At 54.1% G+C, this 15,510-nt stretch carries 16 protein-coding genes; 14 read left to right on the top strand and 2 right to left on the bottom strand.

Annotated features, from left to right (window positions below; translation table 11 throughout):
* Positions 1-71 precede the first annotated feature (71 nt).
* Both DQ397_RS21110 and DQ397_RS21105 read right to left on the bottom strand, forming a co-directional pair.
* The gene (locus DQ397_RS21110) at positions 72-1,265 is read right to left on the bottom strand and encodes an EAL domain-containing protein (RefSeq protein ID WP_043209548.1); all 1,194 of its coding nucleotides are present in this window, start codon (positions 1,263-1,265) and stop codon (positions 72-74) included.
* Positions 1,252-4,080: an ATP-binding protein gene (locus DQ397_RS21105; RefSeq protein ID WP_148921614.1), complete on the bottom strand. Its 2,829-nt coding sequence runs from the start codon at positions 4,078-4,080 to the stop codon at positions 1,252-1,254. The genes DQ397_RS21110 and DQ397_RS21105 overlap by 14 nt, the downstream gene beginning before the upstream one ends.
* Before the next feature lie 861 nt (positions 4,081-4,941).
* Between DQ397_RS21105 and DQ397_RS21100 the strand changes: the two genes are divergently transcribed.
* The 14 genes from DQ397_RS21100 to DQ397_RS21035 all read left to right on the top strand — a co-directional run bounded on the left by DQ397_RS21100 (position 4,942) and on the right by DQ397_RS21035 (position 15,503).
* Positions 4,942-5,637, top strand: a complete 696-nt coding sequence (locus DQ397_RS21100; RefSeq protein ID WP_052352432.1) for a hypothetical protein — start codon at positions 4,942-4,944, stop codon at positions 5,635-5,637.
* Between the two features lie 13 nt (positions 5,638-5,650).
* Positions 5,651-6,430, top strand: a complete 780-nt coding sequence (locus tag DQ397_RS21095) for a TIGR03759 family integrating conjugative element protein (protein ID WP_043209463.1) — start codon at positions 5,651-5,653, stop codon at positions 6,428-6,430.
* On the top strand, positions 6,415-6,975 hold the full coding sequence (locus tag DQ397_RS21090; protein ID WP_043209465.1) for a lytic transglycosylase: 561 nt from the start codon (positions 6,415-6,417) through the stop codon (positions 6,973-6,975). The genes DQ397_RS21095 and DQ397_RS21090 overlap by 16 nt, the downstream gene beginning before the upstream one ends.
* The gene (locus tag DQ397_RS21085) at positions 6,972-7,508 is read left to right on the top strand and encodes an integrating conjugative element protein (protein WP_080642076.1); all 537 of its coding nucleotides are present in this window, start codon (positions 6,972-6,974) and stop codon (positions 7,506-7,508) included. The genes DQ397_RS21090 and DQ397_RS21085 overlap by 4 nt, the downstream gene beginning before the upstream one ends.
* Positions 7,509-7,515: 7 nt before the next feature.
* On the top strand, positions 7,516-7,749 hold the full coding sequence (locus DQ397_RS21080) for a hypothetical protein (protein WP_148921613.1): 234 nt from the start codon (positions 7,516-7,518) through the stop codon (positions 7,747-7,749).
* 4 nt (positions 7,750-7,753) lie between these two features.
* Positions 7,754-9,970, top strand: a complete 2,217-nt coding sequence (traD, locus tag DQ397_RS21075) for a type IV conjugative transfer system coupling protein TraD (RefSeq protein WP_043209466.1) — start codon at positions 7,754-7,756, stop codon at positions 9,968-9,970.
* Positions 9,971-9,980: 10 nt separating this feature from the next.
* Positions 9,981-10,733, top strand: coding sequence for a TIGR03747 family integrating conjugative element membrane protein (locus DQ397_RS21070; protein ID WP_043209467.1), 753 nt, complete (start codon positions 9,981-9,983; stop codon positions 10,731-10,733).
* Between the two features lie 9 nt (positions 10,734-10,742).
* Positions 10,743-12,239: a UvrD-helicase domain-containing protein gene (locus DQ397_RS21065; RefSeq protein WP_052352433.1), complete on the top strand. Its 1,497-nt coding sequence runs from the start codon at positions 10,743-10,745 to the stop codon at positions 12,237-12,239.
* Positions 12,236-12,523: a hypothetical protein gene (locus DQ397_RS21060; RefSeq protein ID WP_043209468.1), complete on the top strand. Its 288-nt coding sequence runs from the start codon at positions 12,236-12,238 to the stop codon at positions 12,521-12,523. The genes DQ397_RS21065 and DQ397_RS21060 overlap by 4 nt, the downstream gene beginning before the upstream one ends.
* A 197-nt stretch (positions 12,524-12,720) precedes the next feature.
* Positions 12,721-13,752, top strand: a complete 1,032-nt coding sequence (locus DQ397_RS21055; protein WP_043209469.1) for a hypothetical protein — start codon at positions 12,721-12,723, stop codon at positions 13,750-13,752.
* Between the two features lie 420 nt (positions 13,753-14,172).
* Positions 14,173-14,490 (top strand): RAQPRD family integrative conjugative element protein, encoded by a 318-nt coding sequence (locus tag DQ397_RS21050; protein WP_238556610.1) that lies wholly within the window; start codon positions 14,173-14,175, stop codon positions 14,488-14,490.
* Positions 14,487-14,726: a TIGR03758 family integrating conjugative element protein gene (locus tag DQ397_RS21045; protein ID WP_043209472.1), complete on the top strand. Its 240-nt coding sequence runs from the start codon at positions 14,487-14,489 to the stop codon at positions 14,724-14,726. Before DQ397_RS21050 ends, DQ397_RS21045 begins: the two co-directional genes overlap by 4 nt.
* Positions 14,727-14,745: 19 nt before the next feature.
* Complete coding sequence (locus DQ397_RS21040) at positions 14,746-15,096, top strand: TIGR03745 family integrating conjugative element membrane protein (RefSeq protein ID WP_043209473.1); 351 nt, start codon at positions 14,746-14,748, stop codon at positions 15,094-15,096.
* A gap of 14 nt (positions 15,097-15,110) precedes the next feature.
* Positions 15,111-15,503, top strand: a complete 393-nt coding sequence (locus DQ397_RS21035; protein ID WP_043209474.1) for a TIGR03750 family conjugal transfer protein — start codon at positions 15,111-15,113, stop codon at positions 15,501-15,503.
* The last annotated feature ends 7 nt before the right edge of the window (positions 15,504-15,510 follow it).

Below are 15,510 nucleotides of genomic sequence, written 5' to 3'. Positions count from 1 at the left end.
AAGCCTCGGCCGTAGTTTCGTCGAATACGATAATACCTCCGATAAAGCTACTCCAATAGAGCAAGGTTAGATTATCTGTTTGCCGGGGGACCGTCGTTACGGAGTAAGACCTGGAATTGCTCGGCGGACACAGCGTGCGAAATAAGAAAACCTTGCACCTGATTGCACTCAGCTTTGCGTAACGTCTCAAGCTCTTGAGCTGTCTCAACGCCTTCAGCGACTACAGTCAGACCGAGCTTACGGCCTAGCGCTATAATACTAGTGAGGCCAGATGTCAAGCTTTCACATTCATGGCAGCGCCGGACTAGTGCACGATCGATCTTAAGCTCCGTAAACGGGGTAGAGACGAGACTCATGTAGGAGCTGTAGCCCTTACCGAAGTCATCTTGAGATAAACCGAAACCTTTCATTCTAAGTCGGCAGGCGCCAGCATAAAAATTGCTCAACTGCTCTGGAACAGAGCACTCCATAAGCTCAAAGCATAATTTGCTAGGGATCCCCTGATGACGCAGAACGAACTCTAGGAGTCGGTCAGCTAAATCATGGCTACTCAGGAGGTGCGTCGGCAAATTAATAGATACTGGTATGTCATAGCCTCGGTCACGCCAGAGCGCTTGAGCTACTATTGCTTGCTCTAGCACTACCCATAAAAGCCGTTCCTCCAAGCCAAAAGCATTGATTGCTGGTAAGAATGTTGCGGGTAAAAGCACACCCTTTTCCGGATGGATCCAGCGCACCAAAGCTTCAGCGGAGACAATACGGCCATTGCTTAAGGATTTTTTGGGTTGAAACCAGGCTTGAAAAGCAAAACCGTCTAGAGCATTTAGCAAGGTCAGGCGATCGAATTCAAAGGCCGATGGGGTACTAATGGCGATAGATTGACACCGCAAATGCAACTGATCAATTAGGCTACGCAATGCAGAAGGTTCGACCGGCTTCGAGATCAAGCCCAGCACGTCCACGCCAAGATTTTTCGCAACTAGACTAGCCGCTAAAAGCATTCTCCGAGATGCAGCACTCATTATTGCCAGCCCAGGCTTTTGAGGTAACTCATTAAGATGCTGGATAAATTGCACGCCGTCCATACCTGGCATTAGCAGATCGGTTAGAACAAGATCAAAATTTACCTTCCGCATGCACTCTAGTGCTTCTTTGCCATCCCGCGCAGTCTCTAGGTTAAAACTACCAAGCTCACTAAAAAGATGCTGAATATACATATGCTGAAACGGGTGATCTTCCACAATCAAAATATTAAATTTTTTCAACATGCCTACCTCTATACTGCCCTAGGCAGCTACCTAAGACCTGGAGATTAATGGGTTTTATTAGGCAGCGGTCCATCCCCGCCGCTAAGCATAACTCTTCCTCTCCACGTAAAGCGTTTGCGGTAGCGCCGATAATAGGTAAATCACAGCCTTGCTTGCGTAGAGCCCGGGCGAGTTCATACCCATTCATAACGGGCATATTAATATCTGTTAAAACAAGATCAAAATTTTCGCGCTCCCAATGATGCAAAGCCTCTTCGCCATCATTAGCCAAAACAACACTACACCCAAATTCTTTAAGTTGATCACGCAAAATCAATTGATTAATTACGTTATCTTCTGCCACCAACACATGCAGCCCCAAACATTCATGCAGACTAGCAGGAAGTGACGCCTCGCCTTCATCTGGCCTTAAACCCTGCGCTTGGCTAACAGCTTTATGAAGTGCGCGTAAATCGTTGAGATTGATTTGCCATTGTTGCAGCTCTGGCTTGGCCTCCCAACAGTCGTAAGCACTCGCTACTATTCGAGGCCCCGGCCAATTCTTGAAAACAGTAGGTTCGACATCTCCGGGGTGCAATTCAAGCAATAACTCACCATCATGACGTCCATCAGACAGTATAGAATCTACTTGAGCGCGTGCTCCCCATCGGCACAGCCAGCCGGTGATTGTTTGGGCCAGCTCATTGACGGGAGACACGACATGGATAGGCTGAGCTAGTAAATTAAAGGACGCAATGCCCTGCTCAGGCGCAACCTCCAACGGGAGTATAAGGCTGAAGCTTGTTCCCAAGCCGAGCTCACTAATCACCCTTAGTTGCCCATTCATTAGCTGTGTCAGACGCTGACAGATAGGTAGTCCTAAACCAGTGCCAGGGATAACATTGGTGCTATTCCCCTCAACTTGATAGAACGGATCAAATATAAAAGGTTGATCTTTTTCGGCAATCCCCTTACCGGAATCAGATACTTGCCATAAAATACATGAACGTTCTCCATCGCGACTTAGTAGCTTTACCCGAAGAACGATGCGCCCGCAATCCGTGAACTTCACGGCATTACTCAGCAAATTATTAAGTATCTGCCGTATGCGAGTAGCATCGCCGACAAGTCTCTCTGGCAACCGAGGATCCAAACAAGAATATAGCTGTAAACCTTTACTTTTTGCTGCCGCACTGTAACCCTGAATTACCTCTTGAATTAAATCCAAGGCGTTAAATTCGTTCAGATCGAAAGCCAGTTGTCCAGCCTCAATTTTTGACACATCCAACACATCGCAAATTAGTTGTAACAGAGTCGAGGAAGAGCCTTGAATAGCTCTGAGATAATCGCGCTGCTGCGGATCCAGCGTAGTACGCGACAGCAATTCCAACGTTCCCAATACCCCATACAAAGGCGTACGAATTTCATGGCTCATCGTAGCAAGGAATTGAGTCTTTGCCTCATTGGCAGCATCTGAAGCACGCCGGGCTTCCTCTAATGCGGCCTCAATTTGCTTACGCGTACTAATATCGCTGAAGGCGCAGAGAACCACATCCTCACTCATGTACCGGGTAGCAGCGCAGCTAAGGTAAAGGTGGCGTCCCTCAGCGCTTTCAAAGTATTCGCTATACTGGCCTTCTTCTCGCTCAAGAACATGCCGAACCCATTCTGTACTTCGCGCTTCAAAATGTTTTTCTTTCCCTAACCACTGTTGAGCTAGATAGTTCTGCAACACTATCTTCCTATCGCTGCAGCGCACCACACACAAGGCGACCGGAGCAGTTTCAATTACATCACGGCTAAACATCTCGCTTTCAACAACCGCCCGTATCCGCTGCACTGTGGGAACGATAAAACGCTGTTCAAACCGCTGAATTAAAACCACCAGCAACCCAATACTCAGGGCACAAAACAGTAACGCACCAAGCAATTGCTTCCAAAGACCGACAAAAATATCCATGAGACTGATTGCATAAACCAACTGCCAATCTGTCGACATCAATGGCTTGCTTATCACTAAGTGACTGGGCAGTAGCCCGCTTCCTACTAGGCCGAAAAAATCGACATCTCGATGCTTGCGTAACGACTGATTTAACTCTTGGTCAGTGCTATTAGTGAAGACTAATAAGCCATCACCATTAAACATCATGAACTGACCTGAACTGGCATCTACCAAGGCGGGCGATATCGTTTGAGTGTCTATTTCCAGACCTAACCAACCTGAGTCGAGATCACTTTCGTCTAGACGCCGGAATACGAACAAACGTGACCGTACAGCATCACGTTCCGCAAGCCACAATTCATTAGGCGGACTCGTTTTTTTGAGCAGAGCTTCGCGTAGTCGTTCCAGTAGCTTGGGCGGCAAACCTTCGGTTTTATTATCGTTGCTGTACAACCAGAGTACTCGCCCCTGCGGCCCACTCCCTACATACAGCAAGTTAACATCCTTGTCTTCCAGATAGGCAGACATTCGGCTTGTCAACCAGAAGCTCCAACGCTTATCCGAGATATCGCCAAGATAATGTTTAAATTCTGAGGATCGCCTTAGTGGGCGAAGAGTGGAACCCGCCGAGGCCTGAGGTATTGCCGATAAGCTCAAGGCCTCCAACAACGCCTCACGATTAGTGAAAAATGTGTGAGCCTCTGCAATGGCGCTACTCATATAGCCACGCCGCTGTGAGATATCGTTATTGAAACTAAACAACAAGAAATTATAGGATGCACCAATAATACCGGCAGCCAAAACTAACACCAGCATCCATAGCAATCGGCGCACCGCCCTTGGATTGGAAAGTAAAGGATTGATCTGTTGGAGATAAGTTTTAAGTCGCATGTTACGACATTAATGCAAAATAAGACGATTTGATATAAGACGATTCTTAAAAACCACCACGCCCAATGCATACGATCAGGGCGTAGATTCACCAGATTGCTTTGCTCACTTGCATTCTAAATCTTAATAGAGTTCCATTTGCTATAGCCAAAACCCCAACAAGTTTTATACACTCATTATTGCAGCTACCTATACTCTACCTAACCGTTCTATTTCTTTTGGAGTGGGCATATTCCGCTAGCGCAAAAGTTCTGCATCCCATCGCTCATTGACGAATCTGTGGATCAGCAGCAGAAATTGCGCTGTATAGATGCCTATATTTCTTTCAAAACTTTGGCAGATGCGGGAGCAGCTGAAAAGACGAATGATGGTTTCATTGAGGCGGAGGATCATACCAAGGCATATGATCATATCGATGCTTCGCACACACTCTCAGACGGTCTTATATCTGTAATTAAATAACGACAAACAAGATCGACATGCTCAACCATCCAATCCAAAAGCATTGCATCGCTTTGCATAACAGGGACTCCGTCTCGCCGCTTGAAATCAGATTCAATTCATAAGCTATTAAAACTTGAGCACACACTGCACAGCCTTTTTGATAATTACTGGGGCAATTGTCCGCGAAGGTTCGCAGGTAGGGCGCTCCAACAAGAGTTATCCAACAAGACACGCTTTAGTACTTCAGGTGGGCCTAAGGTACAAAGGCCAGGTGATGTGCCTGGTTTGAGAGACGGATGCCTTGAGCAGGAATGGCATCCGGCTTTGCTAAAAAATTCCAAGCAGCTGAGCTAAGCATTTTCTGCTGAAACGGAATCACATCTGCGCCAGGGTGTACTCGGCTTCGAGAGGACACCCATGAACCTGCCAAATTTGCCGTCCAGAAAAAAACTGCTCATCGCCCTGGGGGGAATCGCCCTCGGCGCCGCCTTGCTGTACCAGCAATACCAGCTCGCAACATTGCGCAGCACGGTCACCGAGGCGGCGGATAAAACCACGCTTAATGCGCTGCAAAGCCGACTGAGCGGGATCGATGATCGACTCGACACTGTCGCCGGCAAACCGATGGTCTCGATGGACGATTTCCGTGCCAGCCAACAAGCGCTAGCGATGCGAATCGATGCCGCACAGGCGGCGGCAGCCCAAGCCCAAGACATGGCCCGGACGTCAGCCAGTGCCAGCGAACTGGTGGTCCTGAAAGCCGATCTCGAAACCCTTACGGGCAAAATGCAAAAAATGGCGGCATCCCGGGCCACCGCAGTAGTCACGACGAAACCTCAATCGCCCCCCAAGCCAAAACCCAAAGCCGCCATCGCCAAAGTGCCGCCTGTGCCATCAGCGCCTCCTCCATTCCAGATGGTGGGGCTCGAATACCGCGGCGGCGAACGCTTCCTCGCCATCGCTCCATCAGGCAGCACACGACTGAGCCAGATCTACCTGATCCGTCCAGGGGAGTTTGTCAGTGGCAGCACCTGGCACCTCAAGTCCGTCAATGACCGTACAGCCACATTTGATGTCGACGGCGCAACCCGAACCCTGAACATCCACCCCTGAGACGACCTGAGCCATGTACCGACAGATCATCTGCTCCATCGCTTGTGCCTATTGGTTGACGGGTAGTGCCGTCGCAGCCACCGGGAGTTGGTTGGCGGGCCCCGCCGTAGCGGCCCCAACGAGCAACACCTCCAGCAGCCAGCAACAGTTCTCGGCTGAAAGTGCAGCCGGCCAGAGCAAGCTGCAGGACCGATTGGCCAAGGAATGGGGGCTCACAAATAAAGAATTTGAACGCTATCAGGAACTGATGCAGGGGCCTCGCGGGATCTGGAGTCCAGGCCTGGACCCTCTGACTGCCCTCGGCATAGAAGCGCGGTCGGACGAAGAACGGCGCCGCTTTGCCGAGCTGCAGGTCAAGGCTGAACGCCAGCGAGTGGAGAAAGAGCTCGCGTATCAACGGGCCTTTGATGAGGCGTATAAACGACTCTTCCCAGGGGAGAAGACGATTGAACTGTCGTCCGCACCTGTCCAGTCACACACCACCGTGAGCGGGCCGAGCCTACAAGGTAATGGTCGACTGGCCGTGTTCGTGAAAGAGAACTGCCAGGCCTGTATCGAACAGGTCAAACAACTTCAGGCTGCCCGGACTCCGTTCGATCTCTACTTCGTCGGGAGCCAGAATGATGATGAGAGGATTCGCCGTTGGGCCATTCTCGCCGGGGTCGAACCCAGTAGCGTTAAAAGCCGACTGATCACCCTCAATCATGACAAGGGACGCTGGCTCCGTCTGGGCCTTGGCGGCGATCTTCCCGCGTCAGTGACTCAGGTTGGCGGCCAATGGCAGCGCCAGTGAGCCGGTACGGGGCGGCCTTGGTGCTCATAATCGCTGCCACTGGCATGGCCACCGCAGCCGAGGATCCGCCGCCGGCGTACAAGTCGATCGCAATCCTGCACGGCGTTCCGCCTGCTGTTCTGTACTCCGTGGCGCTGCAGGAGAGTGGCACCAAACTACGCGGTCAGCTCGTGCCCTGGCCCTGGACATTGAATGTCGCGGGCAAGGGCTACCGGTTTGCAACCAGGGCAGATGCCTGCAGGGCATTGAACATGGCTATCGCAATCGTCGGCCCCGCTCGGGTCGACGTTGGCCTTGGGCAAACCAATATCAAGGCCAACGGGCATCGTTATACCTCGCCATGCGAAGGCCTCGACCCCTACAAAAACCTGACTGTGACAGCCCAGATTCTGGCCGAACAGAAGGCTAAGGGTGGGAGCTGGATCGATGCCGCTGGCCGCTATCACCGACCAGCGGGCGGTGCCCCCGCCGCACGATACCGCGGCTACTTCGCGAAGCACCTTAGCCGCGTCACCGGCATCAATTTCTTGGCCACGACTCCATGACAAAGAGCAACCTACCTTTTCTCAGGGCGCTTCGAGCGCTGCCCATCCTGGCCCTCGCTACGCTGGCCAGCGCTACCGTAACCATCAGCAGTGCCGCCGCAGCGGAATTGACGGTCGTTGCTGATTACGGCGGTACATCCGCGCTGCCGTACTACCAGGACCTGGAGCCCGAGCCCACCCAGCCGCCTCCTGTGACAGGCCTCCAAACGACCGGTGCCTTCCCCGTAGAGACCCCCGAACTGCGCCCAGGCACCGTTCAAGGGCGAGTGATCAACGCGCCAGGCCTACAACCCATGTTCCTGATCGGTGATGACCAGCTCTCACAAACGTGGCTCAGCCAGAAGCTCCAGGACCTGCAGCGATTGCAGGCGGTGGGCTTGGTGGTGAACGTCGCCAGCGCCGATCGCCTCGAGGTTGTCCGACGCTGGGCACCGGGCCTGCAGGTAATGCCGGTACCAGCCTCCGACATCGCCGTACGACTGGGCCTGCAGCACTATCCGGTCCTCATCACCTCCACCACCCTCCAGCAGTGAGGTCCCGATGCGCTCGCCCATTATCACGCTGGTCATCAGCCACCCGGTAAACCGTCCAGGACGAGAACAGATGCTCGAACAGATCCGGCACGTGAGCGAGCTTTACGGTGGCCGCGTGACCGGGCTGTCAGGGATCAATGAGATCGCCTTCGCGCAGCGCCTGGCCGAACGCCTCACCCCAGAGCAGATCGAAGTGGCTCGCAGCGAAGCCATCTCTCTAGTCAACCTCATGAGGGCGTGACCACATGGCCACCTACACCCTTGAGTCACTCCTCCGACCGCCCGTCGAGCTGTTCACCACGGCTGTCTGTTATGTCGCAGCCGCCCTGTGCATCGGTGCTCCCTGGGCCTTCGCGCTGACTCCCCTGTTCGGGTTAGTGGCTGCACTCGGCTTTGCCTACATCGGCACTGTCCGGCTGCTTCAGGCCAGAGTGGTCCTGCGCTACCAGGCCAACCTCCGGCGTCTTCCTCACTACACCATGACCAGCACCGAGATGCCGATCAGCAATGAGCGCCTGTTCATCGGCCGGGGCTTCCGCTGGACACAGAAGCACACGCAGCGACTCGCTGATACTTACCTGCCTCAGTACGCGTCGTATGTGGAGCCGACCAAGTTGTACACCCGGGCGCGGCTGGCTGAAGAGCGCTTGGAATTCGCCCCCTTCCCACTGAAGGCCATCACAAAACTCACCAGTTGGGACTCCAGTTGGAATCCCGCCAGGCCACTGCCTCCCGTGGGTGGCCTACCGAGACTGCATGGTATCGAGCCCGATGAACAAAATGTCAGCCTTCCCCTGGGCGAACGGGTTGGGCATACCATCGTGTTCGGCACGACCCGTGTCGGTAAGACACGCCTGGCCGAGGTATTCATCACACAAGACATCCGCCGCACCCATCGCCGTGGGCGCCGGGTACACATGGGACGACGGAGCCAAGCCCGACATCGGTGGGCACGTCGGCAGCAACCAGCTCAAGCCGCTGATCATGAAGTCGTCATTGTGTTCGACCCCAAAGGTGACGCCGATCTGCTCAAGCGCATGTACGTTGAGTGCGAGCGCGCCGGGCGCCTGGATGAGTTCTATGTTTTCCATCTTGGCTGGCCGGACATTTCCGCCCGCTACAACGCCATTGGCCGCTTTGGCCGGATCAGCGAGGTGGCCACGCGTATCGCTGGCCAGCTCTCCGGCGAAGGCAATTCGGCAGCCTTTCGCGAGTTCGCCTGGCGTTTCGTCAACATCATCGCGCAGTCGCTAGTTGCCCTGGGCCGTCGCCCCGACTACGAACAGATCCGCCGGCACGTTATCAACATTGACGAGCTGTTCATCGAATACGCCCAGAAGTACTTCGCGGACCACGACCCAAAGGCCTGGGAGACCATCGTCGCTCTGGAGGGGAAGATCGATCGTAAGAACTTGTCCTTCGCGATGAAGGATCGCCCATTTCGAGTGGTGGCCATCGATCAGTATCTGACACTGAAACGTGTCAACGACTCCGTGATGGACGGTCTACGCAGCGCCGTGCGCTACGACAAGACCTATTTCGACAAGATCGTCGCCTCGCTGCTGCCGCTCCTGGAGAAGCTCACCACGGGACGGATCGCCGAGCTGCTCGCACCCGACTATCTGGACCTCAACGATCAGCGGCCAATCTTCGACTGGATGCAGGTGATCCGAAAGCGCGCCGTGGTGTATGTCGGCCTGGACGCGCTGTCCGACACCGAGGTCGCCGCAGCTGTGGGCAACTCAATGTTCAGTGACCTGGTCTCCGTCGCTGGCCACATCTACAAGCATGGAATCGACGATGGACTGCCAGGCCACATGGCAGGTGGCAAGGTGCGTATCAACCTCCATGCCGACGAATTCAACGAACTGATCGGTGACGAATTCATTCCGATGGTGAACAAGGCGGGCGGCGCCGGCATTCAGGTAACCGCCTACACCCAGACCTTGAGCGACATCGAGGCGAAGATCGGCTCGAAGGCGAAGGCCGGCCAGGTGATCGGCAACTTCAACAACCTCTTCATGCTGCGAGTGCGCGAAACCGCCACGGCCGAGCTGCTCACCAATCAACTACCGAAGGTGCAGATCTACAACAGCACCCCCGCGAGCAGTGCCAACGACTCAGTGAACGGCAAAACGGCGTTCACCTCGAACACCAATGACTCGGTGCAGCTGACCAGTGTGCCGATGATCGAGCCTGCGCACGTCGTGGGCCTGCCCAAAGGCCAATGCTTCGCCCTGATCGAGGGCGGCAACCTGTGGAAGATCCGGATGCCACTGCCGGCAAACGACCCTGACGATATCCTGCCTGCCAGCCTGCAAGACATCGCGACGGGAATGCGCCGATCGGCTGCAGCCTCGAGCGAATGGTGGGAAGCGCCTGGCTATCAAGACCTTAAATCCGCTCTCCCTGAAGACCTGGTGGACGACTTCCGTCATGTCGCAACCGACGAAGTAGCGTGAGGGGAAGGCCATGGCAGCAGATGACGTCTCCAAGCGGGCGCAGCATCAGCAAGAACAGCAGGAGTCGCTGTTCAGCAAAATTATCGGATTCCCGTTCTACTTCCTTGGCGTCATGTTCGGATCGCTGTTCACTGCGATCGTAGTTGACGGGATCTGCCTCTATTTCTTCTGGCCCGAGGCCGGGTGGCGGCATGGCCAACACATGTTGATGACAGAGCTGAGCTGGTTGTCGCAGGGGTTCCTGCACAGTGCCATCGTCCAGGAGCCCGGCCGTACCGCCACCTGGTTGGTCACCGAGGCCTACAGCTGGCTGGTGGTAAAAACCGGGATGCTCAGCTGGGTCCAGGGCATGGAAAATGTGGCCAATGCAGGCCCCCGGGGCGAGCTGGATGTGCGCTATCTGGCGGCGCAGAGTGTGACGACCATCCAGAACTACGCCCTGGCGGCCCTGTTCACCGTTCTGATTTTCTGCGTGCGCCTGGTAGTCCTTGCCTTGACCATTCCTCTGTTCGCCCTGGCCGCGTTCACTGGCTTGGTCGATGGCCTGGTTCGCCGTGATCTGCGGAGGTTCGGCGCGGGTCGGGAATCCAGCTACCTCTACCACAAGGCACGCGGAACCATCATACCGTTGGCCATCTTTCCCTGGACGTTCTACCTAGCCCTCCCGATCAGCATCAGCCCGATGCTGGTTCTGCTCCCCTGCGCGGCCCTATTGGGCATCGCGGTGAGCATCACTGCCGGCACCTTCAAGAAATACCTGTGAGGAAGCGTCATGCAATGGACCCAAGAGCAACTCCCCATTATTCGTTCAAATGCTGAGAAGCTGCTGATCCAGGCCGGGGCTGGCAGCGGTAAAACCACCACGCTTGTGGGATACGCGCAACAACACTCGAACCTCAGGATCCTTTACCTCTGCTACAACAAATCGGTGGAGATCGCAGCCAAAGGCCGCTTTCCCAGGAATGTGGTGAACAAGACTGCTCATGGGTTGGCTTACGCCGTGTATGGCACGCAATTCAGTCATAAGCAGACGGAGAACCTGCGCTTGACGGACGTTGCCAGTGCACTCAATTCCCAGGACTGGGAACTTGTCAGGGATGTGGTCAGCACCGTCAACAACTACATGGCCAGTGCAGACGATCACATTGGACGAAATCACTTCCCAAGATTCCGTGATCGCTCCTGGCTGACAACAGCTCAGGAGCAGTATCTAAAGCGTGGGCTTGCTGACGCGCAGCACATTTGGAACCGCATGACCGACCTGCAGGACTCGGCTGTGCAGATCACCCACGACGGCTATCTGAAACTGTACCAGCTGAGCAAACCCGACCTTAGCCAACGCTTCGACTGCGTGCTGCTGGACGAAGCCCAGGATGTAAACCCCGTCATTGCTGACATCGTGTCCATCCAACGCATTCGAAAGGTTGCTGTCGGTGACTGTCACCAGCAGATCTACCGTTTCCGCGGTGCTGAAGACGCGCTTAGCGCGCCTTGGATGGCAGATGCCGAGGCTCACTACCTGACACAAAGCTTCCGATTTGGCTCTGCGGTTGCTCATGTGGCGAACATCATCCTGTCCTTCAAAGGCGAGACTCGAAAGCTCCAGGGCCTGGGAGAAGTGACACAGGTCAAAAAGGCTCTTCCGGAAGGCCTCCCTCATCGGACCTACATTCACCGAACCGTGATTGGCGTGATCGAAAATGCACTGAGCCTGGTGGCTGAAAAGCCAAAAATCTATTGGGTAGGTGGGATCAACAGCTATTCACTACGCACCCTTGAGGACTTGTTCTACTTCAGTCGAGAGCGTCAGGACCTGGTGCAGAACAAGAAACTGCTTCGCGATTATCGCAATTACAGCCAATACGTCGAAATCGCCGAGGTCAGCCAAGACAGCGAGATGCTCCGATCGATCAAGATCATCACGGCCTACCCAGACCTTCCACAACGGGTCCTTGCGTTGCGATCCTGTACGTCAGAGAAAGAGCTCGACGCCACCATCACGCTCACTTCTGCGCATAAATCGAAGGGCCTGGAGTGGGACTTCGTTTCACTCTATGAAGACTTCGCCGCCGATCTACTTGCCCCGGATATCGATATCTCTCGGCGCGATGACGAGCTGAACCTGCTCTATGTATCGGTCACTCGGGCTATGAGGATTCTCGCCATCAACAGCTTGGTGCTTTCGCTGATGGAGCACTATGTCGCCGCCTTGCGCGCAGCTGCTGGGAGTTCAAGTTCGATCACCCCAAGCATTGGAGACTCCAGATGAACAAGCGCTATGAACATCGCATCGAGCACGTGGCCATCCCCTTCAAGAGCAATCGGAAGGGTGCCGGTTTTTTCGCGTCGCACGACCCGATTCTAGAACCGGACTTAACCGCTCTGCTCGAGGGCAACCTGATCCAGGGCGTTCTGGCTCCGCTGGGTGCAGAGGGTTGGACACTGGTCAGCGTACAGCCCGTGTGCCGCGCCGAGATCAAGATCGGCAACCACAACGCCCAGGGCTGGGCCTATGGCTTCCCGTTACCCACAGGATATCTCTTATTTTTTTAGCGGGAGCGGATCACTGAGTAATAGTATGATGTAGCCATAGCCGCTAGCGTCACAACGATAGATTGACAAGCGAACAAACTCATACTCCAAATATCGGCATTTTCAGGTAAAGTGCAAAGAGCATAATGGCTATCTGACACCTGACAGCTCGAATACGGCTGTGGCCTGCAGCAAATGCCCCATATTGGAGTTTTATCATGACTGACTGGAATTGGTTTTTTAGTACTCTCTCACAATCTGCCGCGGCAATCACGGGCATATTCGGCGCATTCATCATAACCAAAATATTTTCGAACCAAACCAGTTTCCATGAGAAATCAAAAGCACTGCGACAGTTGATTGCGGACGGGAGAAAAATCAAGCTCGACGCGAAGGCGTGCAACATCAACTGGTACAACACCACTATAAATTCTGCCGCGCTTGATGAAGCGGAAATATTTTTGAGCAATCATTGCCATGAATTAGACCCCAGTGAATTTCAAAAGCGTGACGAGTTGATGCGAGAACTTAAATTTTCAAAGTTTTCAGATGAAAGTCTAATTAACGAAAAAATCGAAAGCATGATCGTACAGCGTTGCCAAAAAAACAAAGAAGAGATTGAGCGTGAAATTGCTGTACGGGAGGAAGCGAAGAGAAAAAAAGAGGAATTTGAAAAACGAAGTCTTGAAGGAAAGCTTACTTTAGGGGATGCGCTACGCAGACAAGCCCCCATAGGGTTGGCGCATTCACATTTTCAACAAAACATGGCATCAATCCGAGACAAACAGCCTACGATAATAGTCCCAAACATTTTACCTTGGCCGGAACTGAATAAAGTAGCCAGCAACTATATGGCGATCTACACCAAAGCCAAACACAACTCTATTCTTGCAGCTGACCTCGTAGAATCCATTAGTCAGTCCCCCGATTCTAGAACGCAAATAGCCGCATCCCTAATCCTCGTTTCGCTGATCTTTTTCGCTGGAGTAATCTACCCGTTGAGCTTCATGCCTCTCTCAGGTGCACCAGAGTTAGAATACTCATTTTCCGCAGTCTCCAGGATATTATTTTCATTAAAAGGGGCTTTATTGACGACCTTATCCGCTGCCTTCCTCGCAGTTATCAGTGTATTTTTTGTTGCAAATATGAGATTAAAGCACGACGACAACGATATCACTGAAGCAACCACCTTATCGAAAATCGAGGCATATTCAAAAAACTTTAAGTACATCGACAACCGGGCAGAGTAACGCACACATCAATTAAGTCCAAGTAACAAAGCATTGGCACGCTTGATCATATCGATCAGCTCTGCGGTACTCACCAGCCCTTCAGACTGCAGCCGTTCAGCGGCATGGATTGCATTGTCGTAGCACCCCCTCATCCCGGAAGTGGACGTTCAAGTACTCAGCTACCCACTCCCGGAATGCTGGGGATTCTGGTTTCCGATGCGGCATTCTGTGCTCCTACTCCCCGCCTTCATTCCTTCTGAGTAGCCCCACCGATGCGGCGGCGCAAGGAATTTTTCCTCTCAAAAAATTCCACGCCACCCAGATAAGTATTTCTTGAGGCGCGCTCCCGGGCGCTCTCGGCATCCTGATGCCCATAGTCAGTCTTGCCAGAGCCCAGCCGTGAACAAGCACCTTCTCTCCCTTGCAACAGCACGCCGCATCCTCTGCGGTTCGCTGATCGCCATCACAGGCAGTTTACTGGCCGTGCCCACGGCAGAAGCTGCAAGCGCGTCCGAGCAGACCAACATCGAGGTCATGATCCGCCAGCTCAATGCCCTGGAGGACTCAGCACGCCGCAGTGCCGCTCTCTCTAGTGAGCCAGGCCAGCGTTACTACTTCGACTACGAGCGCCTGGCCGGCGACATCGAACGTGTTCGCCAAGGCCTGCAGGAGTACCTGACGCCAAGTCGTGCCCAACCACGGGATCCCGCCGAGCTCGCCGGGAAATACACCCTCACAGGAGGCCGGATGCCATGAGTATGAGTGGAGCACAAGTCGCTGCTTTCAACGCTGCCAGCGCCGCAACACCCCAGGCGTTTTCGACCTTTTTCCTGAGCATCGTCATTGCCCTCTCGATGCTCTGGGCAGCATGGGCCCTTTACAGCATCTATCGCGGCTGGGCCATCCAGAACATTGATCGCTCTACCGCAGGCGCGTCAGCGGTTCGCATCTTCGTTCTGCTTCTAGTTCTTTCCGCACTCGTCCTTAGCTAAACCACCAGGAACTGCATCCATGTCTAAATCGAAACACATTAAGTCCATTTTCTTGGCCATCACTTGCGTATTGGCGGCCGTCCCCATGTTGGCTCAGGCCGCGCTTCCAGGAGCACAAGCACCCACTCGCGGCGAAGGCACCAACATGATCCAAACAATCCAGAACTACGCATATGACGGCTTCATGTTGCTTGGTCTGCTGGTTGTTGGTGGTGCAATGATCGGCGTAGCTCACCATGCCTACGGCACTTACCACGATATTCATGAGGGCAAGAAGAAGTGGCGTGACCTCGGCATGACCGCAGTTGTCGGCGTCGTCCTGATCGGCGTGGGCATCTTGCTGGTTACCAAGGCTACCGGCGTGCTTTGAGCGGGTAGGTTCGCATGGCTGAGACCCAGTACCTCAAGGACGGAACGCTCGACTTCCTTCCGCATAACCTAAACAGGCAGCCCATGGTCATGGGCGGCCTCACCGCAGACGAACTATGGGGAACCATTGCGGCATGCGGAGGCACAGGTTTTGTGCTGGGCATTCCAATGTCGTTCCTGTTTGGCAACTGGGCGCTCCTGATCGCGTGCGCCTTGGTTGGCGGCGTGTTGGGTCTAACCGTCGCCAGCCGGGTTCTTCGTCAATTGAAACGTGGCCGTCCAGATACCTGGTTCTACCGCCAACTCCAGTTACAAGCCACGCATCGAGCGCCATTCCTTCCATTCCTTGGTGACACCACGCTGGTTGTCCGGGAAGGGGCCTGGACCTGCCGCCGCACCGGAAAATAGGACATCT

The organism is Pseudomonas sp. CK-NBRI-02, from assembly GCF_008124495.1.
In the GTDB taxonomy this organism is placed as follows: Bacteria; Pseudomonadota; Gammaproteobacteria; order Pseudomonadales; family Pseudomonadaceae; genus Aquipseudomonas; species Aquipseudomonas guariconensis.
The sequence above is the reverse complement of the archived record's forward strand: the minus strand, read 5'-3'. Positions and strand labels throughout refer to the sequence as shown.